Here is a 23,927-nt window from a genome sequence, read left to right as displayed (position 1 = left end):
GTGCTATCATGACAACATTGACAGTGCGACGGCAGGGTAACTCGGTGGGGGTCATTTTCCCCGCTGAGACGCGGATCCGCATGGGTCTGGAGGTCGGACAGGACCTGACCCTGGTGGAGCTGGCAGACGGCATCAAGCTGGTGAAACGTAACCTGGTGCTCGAACGCCAGATGGAGCTGGCGCGTGAGGTGCTCCATGAGCAGGCTGATACCCTGCAGGAGCTTGCCAAGCGTTGATCGAGCCGGAGTTCCTGGAACCTGACGTCGTGCTGTTTCTGCATGACCAGGCTCTCCGGGAGTATGGTGGCATTCAAGGAATCAAGAGCGAAGACCTGCTGCACAGCGCTCTCGGCCGCCCGCTCAACAAGCTTGCCTATGCTGCTCCGGACGATCTGGATCTGTTCGATCTTGCCGCTGCCTACGCCTATGGGCTTGCCAGCAATCACCCCTTCAACGATGGCAATAAACGCACTGCCTGGAGCAGCTGCGTGCTGTTCTTAAAGGTCAACGGTTTGGAAATCAACGTCATGGCACGCGACGCTGTCGAGCAGATGGTCCGACTGGCGAACGGGAACATCGATGAAACGGGCTTTGCGTTGTGGCTGCGACAGCTTCGGCGAGCCTGACCCAACGTTTTCAGACGACAGTGCCAGTCGACGAGGCGCATGGATGGAAGGGCGGCGAACGGAAAGGGCGGAGCCATCCCTGTGTGGCGCACATGTATACTTAGCAAATTCTTCACCCACACATCCTGATGGCGATATCCTGTTCCTCAATGCATAGGTCATCGGCATAGAAGGCAGCGGCGCTGGGCTAGGATGACTGAGCCATTCTGTACTGTGTTGAGCACGTGCTTGCGGTTGCTTTCAAACCAATGCAGATTCTTACTGCGGGCACGATGCTATGACACGTTTCTGCGGCAAAGAGCGGAACGATGGACGCAAACATTTCGACTACAATTCGACCGGGAACAGAGCATGACGCAGAGGGTCTGTTCCAAATCCATGTTGATTCAGTAAAAGACCTTTGTGCTACGGCGTATTCCCGAGAGCAGATTAAACGATGGTTCGAGGGGCGGCACGCCAGGGAGTACGTCGAGCATTTGAGCCACGGTAGGATCTGGGTAGCTACGGCAGCAGAGCGACTACTGGGTTTTACGGAGTGCTGGCCGGGGCACATTGATAGACTGTTTGTTGCTCCTTGGGCGACAGGAAGAGGTATAGGAGATAGGCTGCTCAGGTTTGCAATGGAGCAGGCCCTATCGAAAGGTCACGAGATTATCAAAATCGAAGCGACACTCAACGCAGAGCCGTTTTACGGGAAGTATGGGTTCAAAAAGATCTCCAACAGCTCATTTGTTCAACCATCTGGCATTGAGATCGAGACCGTTTTGATGGAGATGAGGCGCCCTTGCTGACTCAAGACGACGTACATTTGGACCGCCGTGAACTGTTGAAAACGGAGCCACGGCGCATTGAAGGATGGCATGTGCGCGTTCGCTCTCCAGCCGCATGTCACCTTGCGGCCCCGCTTTCTCTTGTATCCGCACCGTCCGCCAAACCTTGCAGCACGGCCAGCACCTCGCAGGCTCGGAAGCTGCGTCCCCATCGGCGGCCGGTGGCCTCACGCAAGATGCCGACCTCCAGCAAAGCCGCGATGCCGGTGTTTGCAGCCTGGGCCGAAAGGCCGAGCGCCGCGCGTGCGGAGGCGACGGTCTGGACCGGAGCGCCCAGCAACACGTCCAGCAGCCGCCGGGCTGTAGCATCTGCCCGGAGGTGTGCGGTGCGTCCCTGCCAGTTCCTGCGGATGGCGAGCAGGCTTTGCGCCGTCTCCTGCTCCGTCGCCGCGGCCGCGACGATCCCGTCCAGAAAGAAGCCCAGCCAATCCGTCCACCGCCCCTGGAGTTGCACGCCGGCCAGGCTGTCGTAGTACTCGCGCTGATGCGCCTTCAGGTAACCCGCGAGGTAGAGTGGCGGCAGGCCCTCGGCCGCCATCATCAGTGGCGGCAGCAGGCGGCCGACACGGCCATTGCCGTCGCTGAACGGGTGGATGGCTTCGAACTGCACATGCGCTACCGCCATACGCAACGGTAGAGCCAACACTGCCGGATGGCCGCAATCGATCTGCAAGAAATCCTCCAGATCGAGCAGGCAGACCTCCAGATGAGAGACCGGCGGCGGGACCAGCGTTGCGTCCTCGATCCGTCGGGCGCCAATCCAGTTCTGCACGCGTCGCCATTCGCCCGGTCCCTCAAGGTGCCGGTAATCGGCGTCGGACATCAGCACACGGTGCAATTGCCGTATCAGGTCGAGCGTCAGATGCCGCGGCCCACCCTCGCGCCGGACAGCCCGCAAGCCATGATCGAGCGCACGGACATACCCCAATGTCACCTGGGCATCCTCGGGGAGTCCTTCGTCCGAGCCCGTCGCCTCGTATTCCAGGAGCTGGGTCAGGTCGGTGCGAGTGCCCTCGATCTGGCTACTGAGCACCGCCTCGCGTCGCTCCAGGCTGCGGGTGATCAGGTCAGGATGCGGCAATAGCCTTGCGACCGCGGCGGTGCCCGCGATTGCCTTCTCGGCCGCGATCAGGGCCGCCATGACGGGCGCTGCATCGAGTGTCCGCGGGCATGGCGGTGGGACGAGTGCCTTGACATGCTCCCGGCCCGGGACCGGGGCGAGGCGCTTGCGGCGATCGGGCGAAAGGTCGGCAGCGCGCATCAGGAACCTTGAAAAGCAACGAGGTACTTTTCACGCTTTGCCTGTTAAGCTTGAAAAGCAAGTGCCGTCTTTCAGCCTGCTTGTGACCTACGGACCGTTTGACGGCGGTGTCCTGGCCGCTGGAAACGCCGCCGCCCCGGAGGTTACGCCAAGCCTTGCCGCCAGCCACAGCTTCACGTGTAGGGTGCAAGCGGGTCGCTACGCTGGCGTGACGGGGGACAAGCAAAGCGCCCGCTTCAGCCGAGTTGCTTCGCCAGATAGACCCGCCGCAGTCCGTGCTCTTCTTTCCGGTGGGTCTCCACATAGCCGAGCCGCAAGTAGAGCGCGATGTTCTCCGTCATCGCCTCGTTGGTATACAGCCTGACTGATCGATACCCGACGTCGATTGCGTTTCGTTCGGCAAAGGCGATCATGAATCTGCCAAGGCCGAGACCTTGCCGGGCAGGGGCTACAGCCACGTTATCGAGCAGCATTGCGTCCCGTTCCGGTATCAATACGACGACACCCTCCACGCCGCCGTCGATTTCGAGAACATGAATCGTCTCTGCGCTGATCAAAGCGGCATAGTCGTCCTGCATTGGCGCCGGCCTGCGACCAATCAGCGGGACATATTTGGCGTAGGCGCTCTCGACGAGCAATGCGATAGCAGCCAGGTCGTCCGCAACGGCAAGCCGGATGGCACCCATGCCGGGCGCGCTCACCTTGGCTTCTCCAGTTGCCAGGTGAGATGCGCGCGCACTGCCGGCCACTCACCGGTGGTAATGCTGTAGACGCAACTATCGCGGATTGTGCCGTTCCGGGCGCGCTGATGGCAGCGCAGGATGCCGTCGAGCCTGGCGCCGAGCCGTTCGATGGCGCGACGGCTTTGGTGATTGAGGACGTGGGTGCGGAACTCGACCGCGAGGCAGCCCAGGTGGTCGAAGGCGTGCGCAAGCAGCAGCAGCTTGGCTTCGGTGTTCAGGCCGGTCCGCTGCGTTGCGCGCGCATACCAGGTCGAGCCGATCTCGAGCCGTGGCCCGGCTTGGTCGATGTTCATGTAGGTTGTCATGCCGACGATGCGGCCGTGCGGATTGTCCAGCACGGTGAACGGCAGCATGCTGCCCTGGTCTTGCAGGGCCAGCCGCCGCTCGATATCAGCCCGCATTCCGTCTGGCGTGGCGACGCTGGTATACCATAGGCGCCACAGCTCCCCATCGCTGGCCGCTGCCACGAGCCCGTCATGGTGCTCCGGTGACAACGGCACGAGCGCCACATGGCGACCACAGAGGGTTACAGGTTCAATTCTCACTGTGTATCCAAGCCGGAAACAGGGGTGCGAACAGACTTTGACGCTTCGTGCCTGCTTGGCATAGCCATCTTCGCTTCATGTCAAACCGCAGGATCGGTCGAGCGCGTCATGCCAGCAAGCGCCACCCTGGATTCGCCACTGCGGACACGACGATGATGGAGGCGTTGCGCAACTATCATGCCCGAATGCAGCGGGTGCTGGATCACATGGACCGGCATCTCGACAGCGATCTGGACCTGACTGTACTGAGCGGCATCGCGGCCTTCTCGAGATACCATTTCCAGCGGCAGTTCACGGCCATGTTCGGGCTGTCCGTGCATCGTTATGTCCAGCTCGCCCGTAGGAAGCGCGCATCCTACCGGTTGGCCTACAGGGGGATCTGAAAGCGTCACCGAGATGGCGATGGATGCTGGCTACGAAGCGCCGGACGCCTTTGCACGCGCCTTTCGGCAGCGTTTTGGGCAGTTACCTTCGGCGTTCCGGGAATCTCCAGCCTGGGAGCCGTGGCTGATGGCCTTTGGGCCTCTCGACACCGCCAGGAGCAAGCTGATGCAAAAGGCTTTTACCACGGATGACATAACGATCCGCGACATGCCTCCGACGTCGGTTGCGGTCATGCAGCACCGCGGCGATCCGGCGACGGTCGGTGCCACGATCCGGCAGTTCATTGCGTGGCGCAAGGCGACCGGCCTGACGTCGAAGGTCAGCCCCACCTACAATATCTTCCACTCCGATTCACAGGCTACGCCGCCGGCCGAATACCGCCTTGACCTTTGCGTCGGCATTGACCGACCGATCGAAGCAAACGGGGAGCGGATCGAGGCAGGTACGATCCCCGGCGCCCGTTGCGCCGTGCTGCACGTCGTCGGCAACACCGACAATCTGGAGGGTGCCGCTCTATACCTCTATCGCGATTGGCTACCGGCCAGCGGCGAGGAGGCTCGGGATTCCCCCCTCTACTGCCAACTCGCTTACGGGCGCTCCGCCATCTTTGACGCTCGGGCAAGCGTGGGCAGCGCCCAACCTATGACTTCGACGCAGATATTACTCGTGGCCACGAGTATGTTGAATATCTGGTGTTTGCACGTGTTTGACAATCCACTGCTTCCATTTCTTACAATCTCATTCATGTAGTCAGTCTCTTCTATGCGATAGAACAAGGACGTTTTCGATGCACCTTCAGCGTCTCGAACCATCCAGTAGTGAATTATTTCTGCCTCGTCGTGGACTCGAAAGCTTATAATCTTGTCGAAAACAATCTCGGTATCAGGCTGCCCCTCGGGCAGATAATATTTTACCTTCAGCTTCCAACCGGTGCTGTCTCCATACTCAACGCCGCGTATGCCGCCGTGGGCACCCGGATCGAATCCGAGCTCCTCGTCGAGCGAAAAAAAGCCTCGCAGCATGCTTTTCTCCTTGAGTGCCTGTATGCATCAGGCCGTCCTTCTGGAGGCTTGACGCAGCTTAAACTCTGGCGTGTGTCGGGGTAATCCTTTGATGCCGTGGTGCAGGCGGCAACGGGTCCCGTGGGAACGCTTGTATATCACAGGCGCAATAGCTGCTTATCTCAGGGAGCCACCAGGAGCCGGTGACGTTCTCCACCCGCATAGCCTCTCCTGGAGTCGGGGTTCGGGGCCAGTGGCCCCGGCGAGGTCCGGGGCAGCGCCCCGGCCTTGCTTGCCTGGCGCGTCAATCATCGACAAACGCCGCGGCCGGATAGCCCTGGGCAAACAGCAGGGCGCGCAGGTCGGCGTGGTCGATGCGGGTTTCGATGGCCTGGCGGACGATGGGTTTGGCGTGAAAGGCGATGCCGAGGCCGGCAGCCTTGAGCATGTCGAGGTCGTTGGCGCCGTCGCCGACCGCGAGTGTGGCGGCGAGGCGCACGCCGCGGGCTTGGGCGAGGGATTGCAGGAGGGCGAGCTTGGCGGTGCGGCCTAGGATCGGCTCGCCGACGGTGCCGGTCAGCGCGTCGGTTGTGTGTTCCAGTGTATTCGCGTGGTGTTCGTCGAAGCCGCATTGGGCTGCGATGCGGCTGGTGAACCAGGTGAAGCCGCCGGAGACGAGCGCGCAGCGGGCGTTGTGGGCGCGCATGGTGGCGACCAGGGTGCGGGCACCTGGGGTGAGGCGGGTCTCGTTGAGGGTGGTGTCGAGGGCGGCGAGGCTGAGGCCTTTGAGGAGTGCGACCCGTTGGCGCAGGGCGGCCTCGAAGTCGATTTCGCCGTTCATGCTGCGGGCGGTGATGGCGCTGACTTTTTCGCCGACGCCGGCGTGGCGGGAGAGTTCGTCCAGGGTTTCGCTGGTGACGATGGTGCTGTCCATGTCGGCGACCAGCAGGCCCTTGCGTCGGCCGCGGCTGGGTGTGAGCAGCGCGTCGATGGCGTGGCCGGCGAAGGCGGCTCGGATAATGGCGATGGAGGGCTGGCTGAAGGCGTGTGCGGGGCAGGGGATGTCCGCGGCTTCGCCTTCGGAGAGGATGCGCGGGGTGTCGCCCGCGACCATCTCGCGGCCGGCCCGGATTTGCGCCGCGGTCAGGCTGGTGCTGGCGCGGTCGGCGATCAGGGTGAGAATGCGGGGATACGCCATCGGCTCTGGCTGTGGCAGGGAGTGAGGCGTGAGGCAAGACGCGGTGATCGTGGCGGGGCCGACGGCCAGCGGCAAGTCGGCGCTGGCGTTGGCGGTTGCTCGGGCGTTGGGCGGCGTCGTGATCAACGCGGACTCGATGCAGGTGTATCGCGACCTGCGTATCCTGACGGCGCGGCCTGGGGTGGAGGAGGAGGCGTTGTGTCCGCACGCGCTTTATGGCGTGCGGGATGCTGGCGAGCCGGGGTCGGTTGCCTGGTGGCGGGATGCGGCGCTGGCGGCGATGCGTGTTGCCTGGGCTGGCGGGCGGCTGCCGATCTTGTGCGGCGGGACCGGGCTGTATTTCGCGGCGCTGACGGATGGGCTGACCGATATTCCGGATCCGGGGGAGGCGGCACGGGTGGCGGCGCGCGGCCTGTTGGCCGAGGTGGGGCCGGCGGCGCTGCATGCGCGGCTGGCGGCACGTGATCCGCGCACGGCGTTGTTGCTTCGGCCGACCGATAGCCAGCGGCTGGCACGGGCGTGGGAGGTGCTTGAAGGAACTGGGCGTGGTCTTGCCGATTGGCGCGAGGGGGCGCGTCTGCCGCCGGCGCCGGCGCGGTTTGCCGCGGTGCTGCTGGCGCCGGAGCGGGACGGGCTGCGCGCGGCGATCGAGGCGCGTTTCGCGGGCATGCTGCGTCAGGGAGCGGTGGAGGAAGTGGCGGCGTTGCTGGCGCGCGGCCTGCCGCCCTCTTTGCCTGCGATGCGGGCGCATGGAGTGCCGGAACTGGCCGCTTATCTCCACGGCGAAACCGATTTGGCCGAGGCGGCCGCGCGGGCGGTCAGGGCGCAGCACCGCTATAGCAAGCGGCAGGCGACGTGGTTTGCGCATCATCAACTGGCGCCGGACGATCGCCTGGACATAATAACGACGCGCATAGCTGGTATGACGCAAGAAATGCAAAGCAGAGAGGCCAAAATCATATCGTTTATTAGAAGGTGCGTTGACGCGGCACCCGAGCCTCCGCCATAAGGCCCGCTCTGCGCGCTGTAGGAGCAGGCCATGAACGCGACCACCGAGCTGAAGACCCCGAACGCTGCCGCCGGCCAGAGCCAGGCGGCGCCCGTCCTTAATGGTGCCGAGGTGCTGCTTCGCGTGCTCGTCGATCAGGGCGTGGAGGTCGTGTTCGGCTACCCAGGAGGTGCTGTGCTGCCGATCTATGATGCGTTGTTCAAGCAGAACAGCATTCGCCACATCCTGGTGCGGCACGAGCAGGCGGCGGTGCATGCGGCCGAGGGCTACGCCCGCTCGACCGGGCGGGTCGGCGTGGTGCTGGTGACCAGCGGCCCGGGGGCGACCAACGCGGTGACCGGCTTGGTCGATGCGCTGATGGACTCCGTGCCGGTGGTTTGTCTCACTGGCCAGGTGCCGACGCACCTGATCGGCAACGATGCCTTCCAGGAGGCCGACACCACCGGCATCACCCGGCCGGCGACCAAGCACAACTATCTGGTCAAGCGCGCCGGTGATCTCGCGAGCTTCGTGCATGAGGCTTTCTATGTCGCGCGCAGCGGCCGGCCCGGCCCGGTCGTGGTCGATCTGCCCAAGGACATCATGGTGGGGCCCGCCACCTATGCGCCGGCGCCAAGCACGCCGCACCGCTCCTATCGGCCGGTCACCGAGCCGCGCATGGAGGCGATCCGCGAGGCGGTGGCGCTGATCAAGCGCGCCAAGCGGCCACTGTTCTATACCGGCGGCGGCGTGATCAATTCGGGGCCGGCGGCGTGCGAGGCGCTCGGCCGGCTGGTGCGTCTGACCGGCTATCCCTGCACCTCGACGCTGATGGGGCTGGGCGCCTATCCGACGACCGACCCGCAATTCCTCGGCATGCTCGGCATGCACGGCACCTTCGAGGCCAATCTTGCGACGCATGGCTGCGATGTTCTGGTCAATCTCGGCGCGCGCTTTGATGATCGTGTCACTGGCCGGCTCGATGCGTTCTCTCCGGGTTCCACGAAGATCCACGTCGATATCGACCCGTCCTCGGTGAACAAGATCGTGTCGGTCGATGTGGCGGTCATCGGCGACGCGGGACGGGCAATCGCGATGATGATCGAGGCCTGGCATGACGATCCCGCCGAGCCGGATGCGGGGGCACTGGCTGCCTGGTGGCGGCAGATCGACGCCTGGCGCGGCATCGACAGCCTGCGTTATGCGCAGGACCCGTCGCCGTCGGCGATCATCAAGCCGCAGCATGCCGTCTGCCGGCTGCGCGAGCTGGCGCGCGAGACCGGACGCGACGTGTTCGTCACGACCGAGGTTGGCCAGCACCAGATGTGGGCGGCGCAGCACTTCGCCTTCGATAAGCCGAACCGCTGGATGACCTCGGGCGGCCTTGGCACCATGGGCTATGGCCTGCCGGCCGCGGTCGGCGTGCAAGTGGCCAACCCCGACGCGCTGGTCATCGATATCGCCGGCGAGGCCAGCACGTTGATGAATATCCAGGAGCTGGGCACGATCTGCCAGTATCGGCTGCCGGTGAAGCTGTTCATCCTGAACAACCGCTATATGGGGATGGTGCGACAGTGGCAGGAGCTGCTGCATGGCGGCCGGTACGCGGAGAGCTACTCCGATGCGCTGCCCGATTTCGTCAGGCTGGCCGAGAGCTTCCACGGTACCGGCATGCGGGCGAGCCGGCTCGGCGAACTCGACGACGTGATCCGCGCGATGCTTGCCCATGACGGCCCGGTGATCGCCGATATCTGCGTCGACGAGGCGGAGAACTGCTTTCCGATGATCCCGTCGGGGGCCGCGCACAATGAGATGATCCTCGGTCCGGAGCAGAACGCGCAAGTCTCGGCGATCACCGACGAAGGCATGATGCTGGTCTGATGGCGCTGGAGCCCGAGATCACGGCGGTCATTTCCGTCCTGGTGGAGAACGAAAGCGGCGTGCTGGCGCGGGTGATCGGCCTGTTCTCCGGTCGCGGCTATAATATCGAGAGCCTGACGGTCGCACCGGTCGAGGGCGGCCGCGGGCGGTCGCGCATCAACATCGTCACCTCCGGCACGCCGATGGTCATCGAACAGATCAAGGCGTTGCTGGACCGGCTGGTGCCAGTGCATCGGGTGTCCGACTTGACCAAGGATGGTCCGCACGTCGCCCGCGAGATGGCGCTGATCAAGGTGGTCTCGACCGGCGAGCTGCGCTCCGAGGCGCTGCGCATTGCCGACGCCTTTCGCGCCCGCCCGGTGGACACCACCACAGGCAGCTTCGTCTTCGAGTTGACGGGGGGCACCGAGAAGCTCGACACCTTCATCGAACTGCTACGCCCGCTTGGCCTGGTCGAGGTCTCCCGCACCGGGATTGCCGCAATCGCGCGCGGGCCGCGCACCATCTGACAAAGAGAGGAGCCTTCCATGCGCGTCTATTACGACCGCGATGCCGACGTGAATCTGGTGAAGTCCAAGAAGGTGGCGATCATCGGCTACGGCAGCCAGGGCCACGCCCATGCCGGCAATCTCAAGGATAGCGGCGTCAGCCAGCTCGTGGTCGGTTTGCGTCCGGGTTCCGCCGGCATCGCCAAGGCCGAGGCCGCCGGGCTGAAGGTCATGGGTCCTGCCGAGGCCGCCGCCTGGGCGGACGTGGTCATGGTACTGACGCCGGACGAGGGGCAGGGTGACCTCTATGCCGAGCATCTTGCCCGCAACCTCAAGCAGGGTGCTGCGATCGCGTTTGCGCATGGCCTGTCGATCCATTTCCGGGTGATCGAGCCGCGCCCGGACCTGGACGTGTTCATGATCGCGCCCAAGGGTCCGGGCCATACCGTGCGCTCCGAATACGAGCGAGGCGGCGGCGTGCCCTGCCTGGTGGCGGTGGCGCAGGACGCGTCCGGCAACGCACTCGACATCGCGCTGTCCTATGCGAGTGCGGTCGGCGGCGGCCGCGCCGGCATCATCGAAACCAGTTTTCGTGAGGAATGCGAGACAGACCTGTTCGGCGAGCAGACGGTGCTGTGCGGCGGTCTGGTGGAGCTGATCCGCGCTGGCTTCGAGACGCTGGTGGAGGCGGGCTACGCGCCCGAGATGGCGTATTTTGAATGCCTTCACGAGGTCAAGCTGATCGTCGACCTGATCTATGAGGGCGGCATCGCCAACATGAACTACTCGATCAGCAACACCGCCGAGTATGGCGAGTATGTCACCGGGCCGCGGATCATAACCGCCGAGACCAAGGCGGAGATGAAGCGGGTTCTGGCCGACATCCAGAACGGCACGTTCGCGCGCAACTGGCTGCTGGAGAACAAGGTAGGAGGGGTCGGTTTCAAGACGACGCGTGCGCGGGTGAACGCGCACCAGATCGAGGAGGTTGGCGAGAAGCTGCGGGCGATGATGCCGTGGATCGGCAAGAACCGCCTGGTGGACAAGTCGCGGAACTGAGGCTCAGGCGGCGGTGCTGACGGTGTCGGCGCCGCCCCATCGTCTGTCCTGGTTGGGCCGATCCTTCTCGGCCGTGATCTCGGTCTCGGGGGTGTCCCGGACGATCTTGAACCCTGCCCGGCGTAGCGACCGTATGGCGAGCAGGTCGAGTGCTGGGACCGCGTCGCGGATCAAGCTCAGTTCGTTGCCGCTCAAGGTATTGGGTGGAGATTGTGACATCGGTGTCGACCCCTGTCCGCCGTTTTGGCCATCATTTTATATCGGAGTCTCGTGGCGTGGTCCAAGACCCCGACTCCGCTTTGATGGAGTATTGATTTAAGGGCTGAGCGGCGCTTTTCAGCCACCCGCAACCGATCACGAATGCGGCAATGCGTCCTGCAATGCCGCCGTTAGTCGCGCCCACTCGGTCTCTGAGCCGGGCAGTCCGATTCTGAGCATGCCCGGCCTGAGCGTACCCGGCGCGTCGTCGAAGCGGCGGACCAGAATACCGCGCCTGGCGAGGCGGTCGAAAACCGCGGCCGCATCGGCGGCGCGATAAAGGCGGAAGAGCCGCGTGCCGCCGACGAGTGCCAGGCCCGCCGCGTGGGCCAGCCCGTCGAGTCGGTCGCAGGCGGCCTGCAATGTCGGGCGCATGGCGTCTCGCCAACCGGAGTCGCCGAGGCCGGCCAGCCCCGCTGCAAGCGCCGGTCCGGAGACCGCCCAGGGGCCGAACGCTGTCCGGATCCGCGCTGCGATTGCTTCCGAAGCCAACAGAAAGCCGAGGCGCACCCCGGCCAGACCATAGCTCTTGCCAAAGGAGCGCAGGATCAGCAGCCCGTCCCTCGGGAGCAGCGGCGCCAGGCCAACTGGTGGGTCCTCAAGGTCCGCGAACGCCTCGTCCACGATCAGCACGCCGCCATGGCAGGCGAGTGCCGCCAGTTGATCAGCCTCGATAACGCGCCCATCGGGGTTGTTGGGGTTGCACAGGATTGCCGCAATGTTCTCGCCGCGGGCACGATCGGCGAAGCCCTGCCATGTGCTCTCGATACGAACGCCGGCGCCCGCCGCCTCCCAGGCGGCCTGATGGCCGCCATAGGTCGGACCCAGGATGGTGACGCGCTGGAGCCCGAGCAGATGCGGCAGCAGGCCGATCAGCATTTGCGTGCCGGGGGCTGCGACCACCATCGCCGGCGACGCGGCCCCATAGGCGCGGGCCGCGATGAGTTCCAGCTTGGCCAGCATCTCGGGCTCCGGCAGCCGGGCCAGCACCGAGGCGGCCAACGGCGCGAGCGGATAGGCAAAGGGGTTGATCCCGGTGGAGAGGTCGATGAACGGCGCCGGCGCGTCGGGATAGAGGCGCCGTGCCTCGATCAGGCGGCCGCCATGTGCGATGCCCGGTGGCATGCTGGTCGTCGCCGCCGCCGCTTTATTGCTGGAATCCATCTTCGGCTACCCGGGCTGGCTGTTCCGGCTGCTGCGGCATCCGGTGGTCGCGATCGGCGCCCTGGTCGCGTTGCTGGACCGCCGCCTCAACCGCGAGACACTGCCGCAAGGGCGCCGCCGCCTCAACGGCGTGCTCGCGATCGTGCTGATCGCAGGCGTCCCCGCTTGCCTCGCCGGGCTGCTGCAACGCGCGGCCGTGCATTGGCTGCCGGCGCCGCTCGCCATCCTGGTGCTGGCCACGGCCGCCAGCACCTTGCTGGCCAGCCGCAGCCTGCACGTCCATGTTGCGGCGGTGGCAACAGCCCTCGCGTGTGGCGGCGTGCCGGCGGGGCGCGAAGCGGTCTCGCACATCGTCGGCCGCGATCCCGCCAGCCTCGATGGCCCGGCGGTCGTTCGCGCCGCCATGGAGAGCCTGGCCGAGAACTTCGCCGACGGCGTGGTGGCCCCTTTGTTCTGGTGCGCGGTCCTGGGGCTGCCGGGCATTGTCGCCTACAAGGCGATCAACACCGCGGACAGCATGATCGGCCATCTGACGCCGCGTCATCGCGCATTCGGATGGGCCGCGGCCCGCCTCGACGATCTCGTCAACCTGCCGGCCTCACGGCTGGCGGCGCTGTGGATTGCGCTCGCCGCCGGTCGGCGCGTGCTATGTGCCGCGCGTATCGTCCGCCGCGACGCAGGACGCCATCGTTCGCCGAATGCCGGCTGGCCGGAGGCGGCGATGGCCGGAGCGATAGGCATCAAACTCGCCGGCCCCAGAACCTATGGCGCGATCACAGTGCACGACGCATGGCTCGGTGACGGCACGATTGAGGCCGGAATCGCGGATCTGCACCGCGCCCTGCGGCTCTACCGCCACGCCTGCGCGATTCAGGGTGTGATGCTGCTGCTCGCGGTGTGGTGGTGAGAGGTCGCGGTCGCCTCGATCTGCTCCGCGAGCAGTGCGGCAACCTTGTCGTGCAGCGAGTTCGGGCCACGCTTGCTGAGCAGCGACAGGTGGCCGCCCGCGACCTGCTCGACCTCGAGCCTGGTGCAGCGCTCCGGCCAGCCGAGCCCCGGCGGTGCGTGGTCATCCTCCGCCTCGGCGGCCCTGAACAGGATGATCCTGCGGCAGTCGAGCGGCGCGCCCTCCTGCCAACCGCGCGCCAGCCTGGCCTGCAGCACGCTGGTCAGCGACAGGTGCAGCGAGAAGCGAAAACGGGACGGCAGTCTCACCGCCCGCAGACTCGCGACCACGCGCAGCAGGGCCGGGCGGCCGACCAGGCGATAGGCGATGACCTCGGCGAGCATTTCCGAGAAACGCGCGCGGTCGCCGCCGCGCAGCACGGAGGTCGTGGCGAGCAAGCGATTGGCAAGTCGACCGCCCAGAGCTGCCGGCGTCGGTGGCGGCTCGAACAGCTGGTTCATGTTGGAGTCGATGATGAACAGCGTGTCGACCGGGTAGCCGGCGCGGGCCAGACGCTTGGCGACCCCCCAGGCCGCAACACCGCCGAGCGAGTAGCCGGCCAACAGCAATGGCTGCGACGGCCGGCGTATCAGGATGCGCCGGGCGATGTCGTCGATCATGTCCTGCATGGAAAAGCCCGGCGCGATCAGGCGGGGCCAGTCCGAATACTCCACGATGATGCAGTCGAGGCTGTCCGCCCAGTCCGAACGCAAGGCGGCGCAGCGCGGGTTGTCGCCGCCCGCTCCCGGGATCAGGAACAGGGTCGGCCGGCGTGCCTCGGGTTCGGCGCCACCAGGGGTTCCCCACTTGGCGGCGATCGCGGCCGGGGTGCGGCCGGCATAGAGGCGGGTGAGCGAAAGCTCGCGTCCGGCCTGGCGCAGTTCGGTGACCAGCACCATCGCCGCGAGCGAGTCGCCGCCGATATCCGTGAAGTCGCTGTCCGCATCGACATCGTTGTGGCCCGTCACCTTGGCGAACAGGCTGCAGAGCAGCGCTTCGTCCGGCGAGGCTGGCGGCCGGCCGCGGCTGGGCGCAGCACGTGGGGAAGTCGCTTCGGTCAGCGCCCTGCGATCGAGCTTGCCGTTGGTGGTGCGCGGCAGGGCCGCGAGCTCGACGCATGCGGCCGGCAGCATCCAGCGCGGCAGGCGGTCGCCCAGGACGGCACGGATTTCGGCAGGCGGCGGCATGCGCTCGCCTGGCCGCGGCTGGAAAAAGGCGACCAGACGCGTATGCCTGCCGTCCCCCTGAGAGAGAATTGCGGCGTCGGCGACCCAGTGCAGCTTGCGCAGCGCATGTTCAATCTCGGCCGGCTCGATGCGGTGACCGAGAATCTTTATCTGTCCGTCGATCCGCCCCAGCACCTCGATTGTGCCGTCCGGACGCCAGCGTGCAAGGTCGCCGGTGCGGTAGATGCGGCCCGGCCCGAACGGGTTCGGCCGGAACGCGGCGGCGGTTTGCGCGGGCTGGCCGACATATCCATCGGCAAGGGCGCCGCCGCCGACGCAGAGCTCGCCGAGCGCTCCCACCGGGACGGGCGCCAGCGCCTGGTCCAGGATCCAGATCGCGTAGCCGGCCATCGGACGGCCCACGGGGATCATCGTGCCCGCCTCCTCGTTGGGTCCGAGGCGGTGCATCGTGCAACAGACAGCGGTCTCGGTCGGGCCGTAGACATTGTGCAGGCTGCGAAACCGGCGCATCGCGGGGAGCAGTTCGGCAGGAAACGGCTCGCTGCCGGATTGCGCGGCCAGGCTTGCCGGCAGGTTCTTAAGGGGGATCGCACGCCAGAGCGAGGGAACGGCGCACAGCACCGGGCTTGCGTGAAGCGAGGCCTCGTGCGCGATCCGGGTCCCGTCGCGTTGCTGTGCCTCGTCCATGAACACCAGCAGGGCGCCGGTCGAGAGGGCGGCGAACACGTCGAGCGTCGACGGATCGGAGGCGACCGAAAAGACCGAGATCACGCTGTGGCCGACCCCCAGCGTCAGCTCGGCGCCGTAGGCCTGCACCTGCTGGCTGATCGCCCCGTGCGAGACGGCGACCCCCTTCGGCAGGCCGGTCGAGCCGGAGGTGAAGATGACGTAGGCGATCATGTCCGGCGTGAGTGGCGCGCGCTCGCAGTCGGCGATCGGGGCAGCGACGCGGTCCGATGTCGCTGCGCGTACGACAGGGTCGTCGAGAAGCAGCAGCGGCACGTCGGTCGCCAGCCGGGCGGCGCCGTCGGTCAGCACCCTGCGGGCGCGGCTTGCCTGTACCAGATGCGCCAGCCGCGACGAGGGCTGGCTGGGGTCGAGCGGGCAATAGGCGATCCCGGCCTTGACGCAGGCGAGCAGCGCCACGACGAGTTCGGCCGTGCGCGGCAGCAGCACCGCGGCGGTATCGCCGGCCGCGAGCCCGTCGGACAACAATGCGCGGGCGAGACGGTTCGAGCGCGCGTCGAGTTCGGCGTAGCTCAAGCTGGTCCGGCGCCCGGCCGAGAGTGCCACCAAAGCGGGGCCCAGGGGATGACGGCGGACCGGGTCCGCCAGCAGCTCGACCAGGGTCCGCAGCGGCGGTGCCGGCGGCCCGAGGGCGAAGCGCCGGGTTACGTCCGCGCGCTCGGCATCATCCATCAGCGCGAGCCCGTCCAGGCGGAGCGCACTGACGCGATCGCCCGACCGGATCATCTGGTCCAGGACCAGCCGCAGCCGGTCGAGCAGACGCGGCGCCGCATCCGCCGGGTGGCGTTCGCGGTTGCAATCGAGGTGCAGCACGAGGCCGCCATCGATGCACGTCTCGACCGACAGAGCGAGGTCCGCGACCGGCAGGTGACCGATTGCGAGGCTGGCCGTCTCGGCCGCGATGCCGGCGGGTCGCGGCAGGTGATTGAAGACTACAGAGAGCGGTTCCGGGCCTCCGGGCGCGATCCCGAGCGCCTGGCGCAGCGCATCCCGCGATACGCATTGATGGCGCAGTGCCGCGCGCATCTGTCGTGCGGTGCGGCGCGCCAGGTCGGCAAAGCGTTCATCGTGGTGCGTCCGCAGGCGCAGCGGCAGCAGCCGAACGGCGTGTCCCGGCGGGCTTGCGCGCCCGCGCCAACGGCCGGGCACCGCCAGCCCCAGCAGCAGGTCGTCCTGATATGAGACGCGCGAGAGCAGCCCGGCCCAGGCCGCGCAGAGCAGTTGCGGGCGGGTGATCGAGAGCCCGCGCGCGATGGCGGTCAGCCGTGCCGCCTGCCGGGGCTCGATGCGCCACACCGCCCGGCGCGATGACAGCGCGCGCGCCGGCGGCAGCCGCGACGGCGAGGGCGCCTGCGGCATGTCGTCGAACTGCGCCAGGCACCAGTCGAGATCGCTGTCCGGCTGATCGTGCGCGGCCAATACCGGCGGCGGCGTTTGTCCCTCGGCCAGTGCGGCATGGACGGCGAGGAGACGTGCCGTGACCAGATCCTGTGCCCATGGATCGAGCAGGGCAGGATCACAGACCTGCCCCAACAGCATGCGCTCGGCGGAGAGACGGATCAGTGTCCAGGCGAAGCCCTGTGCGTTCGCGAGCAGCCAGCGTTCCGCCGCCGCCCTTGGGTCCGGCTCGGCGGTGAAGTCCAGGAGTTCTATCGACGGCAAGGCGGCAAGGCAGCGTTGGAGAGCCTCGGTTTCGCCGATCACCTGAGCAGAGCTGATGCCCAACAGTTCGGGATCGATCGTATTCGGCAGGAGTATCGCGCGCACCGAATACGTCAGCTCAGTGGCGGGAAGTTCCCGGGTAACGCGATGCGACAACTCGGCTTCACCGCTCATCAGGGTGCCAGAACGATAGTACGGACTGAACATCTCACCCCGTAAGTTGGTGGTCGTTAGCTGGCGGCGATGATCTCGTATTGCAACGCAAACGATTTGTTCAATGGTCATGCGTAGAGGAGTATTGTCAAGGAGATTGCCGCCGCACGGCGGGCTTCGTCGGATACTCACGCTAATATAACAATTAACGCGGCTGTAGTTTTCCGGATGCTGCCAACGATAATCCGGACCGGCCGGTGTTCCGCGGAGTTCGGTCTTGTCGCCGCCTCAGCGCGAGACCTGCGTCGGCGGGTTTGCCGAAGCGCCGGGTGCCAGCGACTTGGTCATGTTCTGGAGCACGAATGGAACGTCGCCTGGCAATAGGAACGTAAAGCGTGGGCCCTTGACGTAGCCGTGTCGCTCGTAGAACGGAACCCCCGTCAGGGTCGCGCCGAGTGCCAGACGCCGAAAACCCGCTTGCGACGCCTGCAATTCGCTATGCCGCAGGATCAGGGTCGCGATGCCCGAGCGGCTATGATCGGGATCCACGTAGTAGGCGCGTATGTGCGCCGCCTCGTGCTGCGGGTCGGCACGCCCCTGGTCGCGCGTGCTGGTTGCGTCGCCACCGAACAGGGCGCGGCGGAAGCTCCAGCCGCCGGCACCGACGATCGCTCCCTGGCGCTCCAGCACGTAATACGTGCCGTCTTCGATGACCTGACGATCGACACCGAACAACGCGCCGATCGAGGCCCGCCGCGCCGCCTCGTCGTACTCATGGCCCATCAGGCCCATGACGGCGCGCGCGATGAGCCCCTCGATGGCCTCGATGTCGACCTTGTGCGCCTGCCGCAAACCCATCCAGCTTTCCTCTAGCCCACCCGCGGTTCAGCGCGCCTTGCACCCCAGATGTGGCCCGGTATCGATACGATAAACTGCGGCAAACCCGGTTTCGGCCAGAAGCTTCAAGCCTGCCGGCAGTTTCGTCGCCGGCTGGTGGTTCAGGATCAGCAGGTCATCGTAGCGGTGATGCCAATCCCTGAGCTGCGCCGGCCAGCCATTGCTGCCGCGGACCGCTTCATTGTCCTGCGGCCGAGATGTTGCCGGCGAGCACCGCGAAGCCTGCACGCGGCGGCAATGGACGATCGGCCAGCCTGATCCACAATGCAGCGCCCCAGAGTGCCGCGCCGATGCCGAACAGATAGTTGAGCAGCCCGTTGGTCAGCACGAAATTATAGGCGGTCAGCGTGCCGATGAAGGGCCAGAGCGAGCACGACCGAAACCGGGTGCGGTGAAGCGCAATGGTGCCCGAGACGGACAGAAGCACGGTTGGGCCTGCGAAAATCCTGCCGGCCGCCTGTACCGGCATGACCAGCGTCGGCACGATCAGGTCCATGGCGAGAGCGGGGTAGAGCGCCCAGTGCAGCGCATACATGGCATTGAACGCGGCGTCCCTGCCGTGCGTGGCAATGATCCCCTTGCGGCCGAGATGGTTCGGGCAGTCCAGCAGCGGCAACACGCTGGCGGTCGCGAACGGGAGGACGAGCACCAGACCGAGTAGCAGCGGCGTCCCTTCGGAATGAATTCAGGATGTAATATCAAGCAACCGATCGATGTCGATGTGCTGCTCAAGGTGGGCGGCGAGCGACTCCAGCGCCGCCTCGACGTCCTGCTCGTGATTGCGGGCGCGTGCCGCGAACCCGAGCCGGAGCAGCAGCGCCAGCCGCGCCGCATCCGCGCTGAACAGGCCGTGCAGGTACGTGCCCGCGATGCGACCGTCGCCGGAGACCGCGCCGTCGTTGCGGCCATCGTCCAGATGCAGCATCGGCCGTACCATGTCGGGGCCGCGCGTCGCCCCCATGTGCATTTCGTAGCCATCGAGCCGGGTGCCGCCTTCGGCGAGGTGGCCGCGCACCAAAGCGAGCCGCTTGCGCGTTTCGAGCACGGTCTCGACGTCCAGCAGACCCAGGCCCTCGACGTCGCCAGGTGGTCCTTCCAGCCCATCCGGATCGGCAATCCGGCGTCCCAGCATCTGGTAGCCGCCGCACAGCCCAAGCACGTGGCCGCCGCGCCGCACATGGGCGCGCAAATCGATGTCCCAGCCTTGCGCGCGCAGGGCAGCGAGGTCGGCGATCGTCGTTTTTGAGCCGGGCAGGATCACCAGCGCGCAGGGGGCCGGCAGCGGCTGGCCGGGCGCGATCAGGCTCAGCCGCACACCGGGCTCAGCGGCGAGCGGATCGAGGTCGTCGAAATTGGCGATCCCCGGCAGCAGCGGCACCGCGATATGCACTCCGCCGGCGCTGGACGTATGGGTGCCGGCAAGGTCGGCCGCGTCCTCGGCGGGCAGTGCACGCACCGTGTCCAGGAACGGCACCAGTCCGAGCGCCGCCCAGCCGGTGCGCTCGGCAATGGTGCGCATGCCGGCATCGAACAGCGAGAGATCGCCGCGCATACGATTGACGATGAACCCCTTGATCAGGGCGGCATCGTCTGCATCCAGCACGCACTGGGTGCCGACCAGGCTGGCGATCACGCCGCCGCGGTCGATGTCCCCGAGCATCACCACCGGGGTCGATGTGGCGCGTGCAAATCCCATGTTGGCGATGTCGCCTGCGCGCAGGTTGGTCTCCGAGGCACTCCCGGCGCCCTCGACGAGGACGATGTCGGCCTGATTGCGCAAATGCGCGAAACTCTCCAGAACCACCCTCATCAGCGACGGTTTGAGCGCCTGGTAATCGCGTGCACGGTAATTGCCGCGCACTTCGCCACGCACCACGAGCTGCGCCCCGATCTCACTCTGCGGCTTGAGCAGCACCGGGTTCATATGCAGGCTCGGCGCCACCCCGCAGGCCCGCGCCTGCAGCGCCTGCGCCCGGCCGATCTCGCCGCCCTCCTGCGTCACCGCGGCGTTGTTGGACATGTTCTGCGGCTTGAACGGACGCACCGCGAGCCCGCGCCGGGTCAGCGCCCGCGCGAGACCCGCGACGATCACCGACTTGCCCACGGACGAGCCGGTGCCCTGGATCATCAGGGCACGCACCTAGTACTCGATCCCTTCCTGCGCCTTCACACCGGCAGCGAAATGATGCTTCGTTGCGTTCATTTCGGTCACCAGGTCGGCCGCCGCGATCAGTTCGGGCTTGGCGTTGCGTCCGGTGACCACGACATGCAGCGTCGGCGGCCGTGCCGCGAGTGCTGCCAGCACCTCCTCGAGCGGCAGGTAATCATAGCGCAGTGCGATGTTCAGTTCGTCGAGCACCAGGAGTGCGAGATCCGGGCAACCCAGCAGGCCGCGCGCGGTGTCCCAGGCGCGGGCGCAGGCGGCGACGTCGCGGGCGCGGTCCTGGGTCTCCCAGGTGAAGCCTTCGCCCATCGTGTGCCATTGCACCTGCGCACCGAACCGCTCCAGCCCGCGACGCTCGCCGGTCTCCCACGCCCCCTTGATGAACTGCACGATGGCGGTGTTGCGGCCGCGGCCGATCATCCGCAGCATCAGTCCCATTGCCGCGGTCGTTTTGCCCTTGCCGGGTCCGGTATGGACGATCAGCAGGCCCTTCTCGATGGTCTTGCCCGCGACCTCGCGGTCCTGCACGGCTTTGCGCTTGGCCATGCGCAGGCGATGCCGCGATTCGTCGTCAGACATCCGCACCCGCGCTTTTCAGCACCAGCGGCAATCCGGCCGTCACCAGGACAACGTGGTCAGCGCGCGCCGCGAGCCGCTGGTGCAACGACCCCGCCGCGTCGCGAAAGCGTCGTGCCAGCGTATTCTCCGGCACGATGCCGAGCCCGACCTCGTTCGACACCAGAACGCGCGGGCCACCCCGACGCTCCAGAGCCATGTCCAGACCGCGGATTGCCGCCTCGATATCGTGCTCGCCCAGGAGCAAATTGCTCAGCCACAGCGTCAGGCAGTCCACCAGCACAGGTGCTGCCGCCGCCCGGTCGAGCGCGCCGGCAAGGTCGAGCGGCGCCTCCAGCGTGCGCCAGCCCTCATGGCGGCGCGCGCGATGGGCGGCGATCCGGTCCGCCATCTCGTCGTCATGAGCGGCTGCCGTCGCCACGTAGATCCAGGGCGGCGGGTGTGCCATGACCAGGGCCTCGGCATGTCGGCTCTTGCCGGACCGCGCGCCGCCGAGGACGAGCGTCAGGCTCGGTTTGCCAGGAGTGGGGTGGCGGGGTGTTTTGACCTGCATCGCCGCACCGGCATAGTCTGAGTGCCCTTCCCGATCCATCCCCGAGCCCAAAATGACCGCATCGCGCGCCCTGCTGCATGTCTGCACTACCTGCCGCGCCGGCACCGAGCCAATCGAGGGCGTCCCGGTTCCCGGCGCCCTTCTGCACGCGCGCCTCGCGGTGCTGCTGGCCGAGCATGCGGCGCCGGTGTCGCTGCTGGACGCCAAATGCCTCTCCACCTGCGGCCACGGCTGCGCCGCGGCCCTCGCGATGCCGGGAAAGTGGACCTATCTGCTCGGCGGTCTTGATCTGCACCACGCGCCCGACCTGCTGGCCTATGCCGCGACCTATGCGGCGTCCGCGACCGGAGTCGTGATGCCCTCCAGGCGCCCGGCTTCGCTTGCCGCCATCGTCCGCGGCCGCGTGCCGCCGCTCCCCGCGACATAAGAGCGCCGGCGAGGGATCAACCGGGCGGGTCCAGCGCTGCCCCGAAGGCGCGGCACTCGACCTTTGCCGCATCGCCGGCCAGGACGTCGTGTCGGCTGGCATCGCCCTCACGCCAGAAGCGGATCGTGAAGTTCTGGTTTCCGACCGTGAGATCCCGGATCGTCAGGTCCGTCATCCAGGACGGCAGTGCTGGATCGATGAACAGCTTGCCGCGAACGGCGTCGGGCACCAGGCCGAGGAGTGCTGCGAGCAAGGCAAATGCCGATCCCGCCGCCCAGGCCTGCGGCACGTTGGCGCCGAGATACTGCACCGGAAAGTTGGTGCCGTCCTTTTGCGTGCCGGCATAGAGTTCCGGAAGCTGGTTGCCCTGGAAATGGGCGGCAGCACCGCTGATGTCGCGGGCGATATGTGCCGCTTCGGCGGCGAAGCCGTAACGCTTGCAGCCGAGTGCGATAATTGCATTGTCATGCGGCCAGACCGCGCCGAGCTGATACGAATATGGATTGAATGAGACGTGCTCGGCGGACAGCGTGCGTATGCCCCAGCCCGACCACATGTCCGGCTGCATCAGACGTGCGACGACGCGGGCGGCGCGTGCGGCGGGCACGATGCCGGACCACAGGCAGTGGCCCGCATTCGAGGCGATCGAGCGGATCGGCCGCTTGTCGCCGTCCAGCGCGAAAGCGTAGAAGCCATCCTCCTCGTTCCAGAAGACCTCATTGAAACGATCAAACAGGCGTCGCGCCTTGGCGCGCAGTGCCGCGGCGTGTGCGGCGTCGCCGATCGCGTCGTAGATCTCCGCCATCCGGCGCCAGGCGTCATAGACATAGCCCTGCAATTCGCAGAGCGCCTTGGGGCCCCGCACCAGGCTGCCGTCGACGTCGACCACCGCCTCGCCGCTATCCTTCCAGCCCATGTTCTCGTAGCCGGCGGACGAGCGCGTCTGATACTCCTGGAAGCCGTCGCCGTCGCGATCGCCGCTGTCGTCGATCCAGGCCAGACAAGCCTCCGCGGTGTGCAGATGTCGCTCTATGAGCCCGTTGTCGCCGGTCGCGCGCCAGGCCGCATGCAGCGTGATCAGCCATAAGGGCGTTGCATCGGCGGTGCCGTAATACGGCGTATGCGGGACCAGCTTGAAATGCGCGAGCTCGCCGCTGCGCAGCTCATGCATGATCTTGCCGGGCTCGGCGTCGCGGTAGTCGCAGCACTCCTTTGCCTGCAATCCGGCCAGCACATCCAGCGCGCCGCGGGCGAAGTCGGGATAGACGGTGATGGTCTGCAGCGAGACGATCAGGCTGTCGCGTCCGAACGGCGCCATGAACCAGGGCAGCCCTGCTGCCGGCATGAACACCATGTGGTCACCACTGCCGTTCTCCAGCCGCAGTGCGGCCATGTCGCGGGTCGCCTGATGGAAGAAGCGGTAATATTCCTCGTTCGGCGTTTCGATCTTCAGCACGCGGCTTTCCCAGTCACGCAGATCGTCGGCGTGTCGGCTGTGCGCATCATGTTTAACGCAATCCTCGGGGGCTGCGATGATGTCCTCGCCGTCGGTCAGGTCGTATTGCAGGCAGCAGTGCCATTGCGCACCCGGTGCCAATCGCACCTCGAAGCTGAGCCTGCCGTTGGCGTAGAGCGCCTCGGGCCCGACCACGGCGATCGTGACACCACGCACGAAGTCCTGGTTGCGGTAGGTGTTCGCCAGCACCTGTGCTGTCGGCTGCCAATGCGTGGTGATCCTGCCGCGACGGACGATCCTGCCGGACTTCACCTCGAACATGTCGGCGAAGTCGCAGCGCAGCGACAGCTCCAGATTGAAGCACACCGCACGGGTGGAATAGTTGGTGATATCGAGATCCTCGTGCATGCCGCCATCGATCTCGCGGCTGATCACCAGCGAGAGCATGCGCGCCGCGATCTCGCCATCCTGGGTCGCGAAGGCGTCGTTGGTGAGGAAGATGCGGGCCGCGTAGTAGGTGACGGCGTCGCCATTGAGCAGCACCCAGGGCGCACCGTTGGCATAGACCGACCAGGCGCTGATCAGACGCGTGTCGCGAAAATACAGGCCTTTTTCGCTCGGCCAGGTGATCTGGCCGTCCTCCCCGGTGACCAGCACCGTCCGATTCTGATGGATCGCGATCTGCGGCGGGCCGACCTGGACCTTGACGGGCATCGGCTTGATTTCCTCTGGAC

24 protein-coding genes are annotated in these 23,927 nt (G+C 66.3%); 11 read left to right on the top strand and 13 right to left on the bottom strand.

Annotated elements, in window-relative coordinates:
- Positions 1-8: 8 nt before the first annotated feature.
- The 3 genes from ACQY4K_RS08010 to ACQY4K_RS08000 all read left to right on the top strand — a co-directional run bounded on the left by ACQY4K_RS08010 (position 9) and on the right by ACQY4K_RS08000 (position 1,416).
- Complete coding sequence (locus ACQY4K_RS08010) at positions 9-236, top strand: AbrB/MazE/SpoVT family DNA-binding domain-containing protein (RefSeq protein ID WP_428394997.1); 228 nt, start codon at positions 9-11, stop codon at positions 234-236.
- Positions 233-625 carry a type II toxin-antitoxin system death-on-curing family toxin gene (locus ACQY4K_RS08005; protein WP_428394995.1) on the top strand — a complete coding sequence of 131 codons (393 nt, stop codon included), beginning with the start codon at positions 233-235 and terminating at the stop codon, positions 623-625. The genes ACQY4K_RS08010 and ACQY4K_RS08005 overlap by 4 nt, the downstream gene beginning before the upstream one ends.
- A 308-nt stretch (positions 626-933) precedes the next feature.
- Positions 934-1,416 (top strand): GNAT family N-acetyltransferase, encoded by a 483-nt coding sequence (locus ACQY4K_RS08000; protein ID WP_428394993.1) that lies wholly within the window; start codon positions 934-936, stop codon positions 1,414-1,416.
- A 97-nt stretch (positions 1,417-1,513) separates the two neighbouring features.
- On the opposite strand, the gene ACQY4K_RS07995 is transcribed toward ACQY4K_RS08000, so the two are convergent.
- From ACQY4K_RS07995 to ACQY4K_RS07985, 3 genes are all read right to left on the bottom strand, one after another.
- Positions 1,514-2,716 carry a Fic family protein gene (locus tag ACQY4K_RS07995; RefSeq protein WP_428394991.1) on the bottom strand — a complete coding sequence of 401 codons (1,203 nt, stop codon included), beginning with the start codon at positions 2,714-2,716 and terminating at the stop codon, positions 1,514-1,516.
- Positions 2,717-2,952: 236 nt separating this feature from the next.
- Positions 2,953-3,417 (bottom strand): GNAT family N-acetyltransferase, encoded by a 465-nt coding sequence (locus ACQY4K_RS07990; protein ID WP_428394989.1) that lies wholly within the window; start codon positions 3,415-3,417, stop codon positions 2,953-2,955.
- Positions 3,414-4,004, bottom strand: a complete 591-nt coding sequence (locus tag ACQY4K_RS07985; RefSeq protein WP_428394987.1) for a GNAT family N-acetyltransferase — start codon at positions 4,002-4,004, stop codon at positions 3,414-3,416. Before ACQY4K_RS07985 ends, ACQY4K_RS07990 begins: the two co-directional genes overlap by 4 nt.
- Before the next feature lie 152 nt (positions 4,005-4,156).
- Between ACQY4K_RS07985 and ACQY4K_RS07980 the strand changes: the two genes are divergently transcribed.
- Together ACQY4K_RS07980 and ACQY4K_RS07975 are read left to right on the top strand one after the other, a co-directional pair.
- On the top strand, positions 4,157-4,387 hold the full coding sequence (locus tag ACQY4K_RS07980) for a hypothetical protein (protein WP_428394985.1): 231 nt from the start codon (positions 4,157-4,159) through the stop codon (positions 4,385-4,387).
- Positions 4,388-4,406: 19 nt separating this feature from the next.
- Positions 4,407-5,138 carry an AraC family transcriptional regulator gene (locus ACQY4K_RS07975; protein WP_428394983.1) on the top strand — a complete coding sequence of 244 codons (732 nt, stop codon included), beginning with the start codon at positions 4,407-4,409 and terminating at the stop codon, positions 5,136-5,138.
- Positions 5,139-5,693: 555 nt separating this feature from the next.
- Here the strand turns inward: ACQY4K_RS07975 and serB are convergent.
- Positions 5,694-6,587, bottom strand: a complete 894-nt coding sequence (gene serB, locus ACQY4K_RS07970) for a phosphoserine phosphatase SerB (protein ID WP_428394981.1) — start codon at positions 6,585-6,587, stop codon at positions 5,694-5,696.
- Between the two features lie 28 nt (positions 6,588-6,615).
- On the opposite strand from serB, the gene miaA reads away from it, so the two are divergent.
- Genes miaA through ilvC form a run of 4 tightly spaced genes read left to right on the top strand, consistent with a single transcriptional unit; the run spans position 6,616 to position 11,003 of the window.
- On the top strand, positions 6,616-7,596 hold the full coding sequence (gene miaA, locus ACQY4K_RS07965; RefSeq protein ID WP_428394979.1) for a tRNA (adenosine(37)-N6)-dimethylallyltransferase MiaA: 981 nt from the start codon (positions 6,616-6,618) through the stop codon (positions 7,594-7,596).
- A gap of 30 nt (positions 7,597-7,626) precedes the next feature.
- Positions 7,627-9,456, top strand: a complete 1,830-nt coding sequence (ilvB, locus tag ACQY4K_RS07960; protein WP_428394977.1) for a biosynthetic-type acetolactate synthase large subunit — start codon at positions 7,627-7,629, stop codon at positions 9,454-9,456.
- Positions 9,456-9,965 carry an acetolactate synthase small subunit gene (ilvN, locus tag ACQY4K_RS07955; RefSeq protein WP_428394975.1) on the top strand — a complete coding sequence of 170 codons (510 nt, stop codon included), beginning with the start codon at positions 9,456-9,458 and terminating at the stop codon, positions 9,963-9,965. The genes ilvB and ilvN overlap by 1 nt, the downstream gene beginning before the upstream one ends.
- Before the next feature lie 18 nt (positions 9,966-9,983).
- On the top strand, positions 9,984-11,003 hold the full coding sequence (gene ilvC, locus ACQY4K_RS07950) for a ketol-acid reductoisomerase (RefSeq protein ID WP_428394973.1): 1,020 nt from the start codon (positions 9,984-9,986) through the stop codon (positions 11,001-11,003).
- 3 nt (positions 11,004-11,006) lie between these two features.
- Here the strand turns inward: ilvC and ACQY4K_RS07945 are convergent, their stop codons facing one another.
- Both ACQY4K_RS07945 and cobD read right to left on the bottom strand, forming a co-directional pair.
- Positions 11,007-11,222 carry a hypothetical protein gene (locus tag ACQY4K_RS07945; RefSeq protein WP_428394971.1) on the bottom strand — a complete coding sequence of 72 codons (216 nt, stop codon included), beginning with the start codon at positions 11,220-11,222 and terminating at the stop codon, positions 11,007-11,009.
- Positions 11,223-11,357: 135 nt separating this feature from the next.
- Positions 11,358-12,386 (bottom strand): threonine-phosphate decarboxylase CobD, encoded by a 1,029-nt coding sequence (gene cobD / locus ACQY4K_RS07940; RefSeq protein ID WP_428394969.1) that lies wholly within the window; start codon positions 12,384-12,386, stop codon positions 11,358-11,360.
- Here cobD and cbiB point away from each other — a divergent pair.
- Complete coding sequence (cbiB, locus tag ACQY4K_RS07935) at positions 12,385-13,332, top strand: adenosylcobinamide-phosphate synthase CbiB (RefSeq protein WP_428394967.1); 948 nt, start codon at positions 12,385-12,387, stop codon at positions 13,330-13,332. The two genes, cobD and cbiB, sit on opposite strands and share 2 nt — an antisense overlap.
- Here cbiB and ACQY4K_RS07930 read toward each other — a convergent pair.
- From ACQY4K_RS07930 to cobU, 6 genes are all read right to left on the bottom strand, one after another.
- Positions 13,296-17,141, bottom strand: a complete 3,846-nt coding sequence (locus tag ACQY4K_RS07930) for a non-ribosomal peptide synthetase (RefSeq protein WP_428394965.1) — start codon at positions 17,139-17,141, stop codon at positions 13,296-13,298. The genes cbiB and ACQY4K_RS07930 overlap by 37 nt on opposite strands.
- Before the next feature lie 267 nt (positions 17,142-17,408).
- Positions 17,409-17,978: a GNAT family N-acetyltransferase gene (locus ACQY4K_RS07925; protein WP_428394963.1), complete on the bottom strand. Its 570-nt coding sequence runs from the start codon at positions 17,976-17,978 to the stop codon at positions 17,409-17,411.
- A gap of 217 nt (positions 17,979-18,195) precedes the next feature.
- Positions 18,196-18,666, bottom strand: coding sequence for a hypothetical protein (locus tag ACQY4K_RS07920; protein WP_428394961.1), 471 nt, complete (start codon positions 18,664-18,666; stop codon positions 18,196-18,198).
- Positions 18,667-18,702: 36 nt separating this feature from the next.
- The gene (locus ACQY4K_RS07915) at positions 18,703-20,145 is read right to left on the bottom strand and encodes a cobyric acid synthase (protein WP_428396026.1); all 1,443 of its coding nucleotides are present in this window, start codon (positions 20,143-20,145) and stop codon (positions 18,703-18,705) included.
- Positions 20,146-20,157: 12 nt separating this feature from the next.
- Positions 20,158-20,760, bottom strand: coding sequence for a cob(I)yrinic acid a,c-diamide adenosyltransferase (cobO, locus tag ACQY4K_RS07910; protein WP_428394959.1), 603 nt, complete (start codon positions 20,758-20,760; stop codon positions 20,158-20,160).
- Positions 20,753-21,310 (bottom strand): bifunctional adenosylcobinamide kinase/adenosylcobinamide-phosphate guanylyltransferase, encoded by a 558-nt coding sequence (cobU, locus tag ACQY4K_RS07905; protein WP_428396024.1) that lies wholly within the window; start codon positions 21,308-21,310, stop codon positions 20,753-20,755. The genes cobO and cobU overlap by 8 nt, the downstream gene beginning before the upstream one ends.
- A 52-nt stretch (positions 21,311-21,362) precedes the next feature.
- Here cobU and ACQY4K_RS07900 point away from each other — a divergent pair, with 52 nt between their 5' ends.
- Positions 21,363-21,737 carry a DUF1636 family protein gene (locus ACQY4K_RS07900; protein WP_428394958.1) on the top strand — a complete coding sequence of 125 codons (375 nt, stop codon included), beginning with the start codon at positions 21,363-21,365 and terminating at the stop codon, positions 21,735-21,737.
- 16 nt (positions 21,738-21,753) lie between these two features.
- Here ACQY4K_RS07900 and ACQY4K_RS07895 read toward each other — a convergent pair whose 3' ends face one another.
- Positions 21,754-23,907 carry an amylo-alpha-1,6-glucosidase gene (locus ACQY4K_RS07895; protein ID WP_428394956.1) on the bottom strand — a complete coding sequence of 718 codons (2,154 nt, stop codon included), beginning with the start codon at positions 23,905-23,907 and terminating at the stop codon, positions 21,754-21,756.
- Positions 23,908-23,927 lie beyond the last annotated feature (20 nt).

Source organism: Lichenicoccus sp. (assembly GCF_965276875.1).
Classification (GTDB): Bacteria; Pseudomonadota; Alphaproteobacteria; order Acetobacterales; family Acetobacteraceae; genus Lichenicoccus.
Note: the sequence above shows the minus strand (reverse complement) of the source record. Positions and strands in the feature narration are given on the sequence as shown.

Coding starts and splice junctions, on each gene's coding strand:
- ACQY4K_RS08010 (WP_428394997.1), top strand. CDS start 9: ATGACAACATTGACAGTGCGACGGCAGGGTAACTCGGTGGGGGTCATT.
- ACQY4K_RS08000 (WP_428394993.1), top strand. CDS start 934: ATGGACGCAAACATTTCGACTACAATTCGACCGGGAACAGAGCATGAC.
- ACQY4K_RS07995 (WP_428394991.1), bottom strand. CDS start 2,716: ATGCGCGCTGCCGACCTTTCGCCCGATCGCCGCAAGCGCCTCGCCCCG.
- ACQY4K_RS07980 (WP_428394985.1), top strand. CDS start 4,157: ATGATGGAGGCGTTGCGCAACTATCATGCCCGAATGCAGCGGGTGCTG.
- ACQY4K_RS07975 (WP_428394983.1), top strand. CDS start 4,407: ATGGATGCTGGCTACGAAGCGCCGGACGCCTTTGCACGCGCCTTTCGG.
- serB (WP_428394981.1), bottom strand. CDS start 6,587: ATGGCGTATCCCCGCATTCTCACCCTGATCGCCGACCGCGCCAGCACC.
- ilvB (WP_428394977.1), top strand. CDS start 7,627: ATGAACGCGACCACCGAGCTGAAGACCCCGAACGCTGCCGCCGGCCAG.
- ilvN (WP_428394975.1), top strand. CDS start 9,456: ATGGCGCTGGAGCCCGAGATCACGGCGGTCATTTCCGTCCTGGTGGAG.
- ilvC (WP_428394973.1), top strand. CDS start 9,984: ATGCGCGTCTATTACGACCGCGATGCCGACGTGAATCTGGTGAAGTCC.
- ACQY4K_RS07945 (WP_428394971.1), bottom strand. CDS start 11,222: ATGTCACAATCTCCACCCAATACCTTGAGCGGCAACGAACTGAGCTTG.
- cbiB (WP_428394967.1), top strand. CDS start 12,385: ATGCTGGTCGTCGCCGCCGCCGCTTTATTGCTGGAATCCATCTTCGGC.
- cobD (WP_428394969.1), bottom strand. CDS start 12,386: ATGCCACCGGGCATCGCACATGGCGGCCGCCTGATCGAGGCACGGCGC.
- ACQY4K_RS07930 (WP_428394965.1), bottom strand. CDS start 17,141: ATGAGCGGTGAAGCCGAGTTGTCGCATCGCGTTACCCGGGAACTTCCC.
- ACQY4K_RS07925 (WP_428394963.1), bottom strand. CDS start 17,978: ATGGGTTTGCGGCAGGCGCACAAGGTCGACATCGAGGCCATCGAGGGG.
- ACQY4K_RS07915 (WP_428396026.1), bottom strand. CDS start 20,145: ATGATCCAGGGCACCGGCTCGTCCGTGGGCAAGTCGGTGATCGTCGCG.
- cobO (WP_428394959.1), bottom strand. CDS start 20,760: ATGTCTGACGACGAATCGCGGCATCGCCTGCGCATGGCCAAGCGCAAA.
- cobU (WP_428396024.1), bottom strand. CDS start 21,310: ATGCAGGTCAAAACACCCCGCCACCCCACTCCTGGCAAACCGAGCCTG.
- ACQY4K_RS07900 (WP_428394958.1), top strand. CDS start 21,363: ATGACCGCATCGCGCGCCCTGCTGCATGTCTGCACTACCTGCCGCGCC.
- ACQY4K_RS07895 (WP_428394956.1), bottom strand. CDS start 23,907: ATGCCCGTCAAGGTCCAGGTCGGCCCGCCGCAGATCGCGATCCATCAG.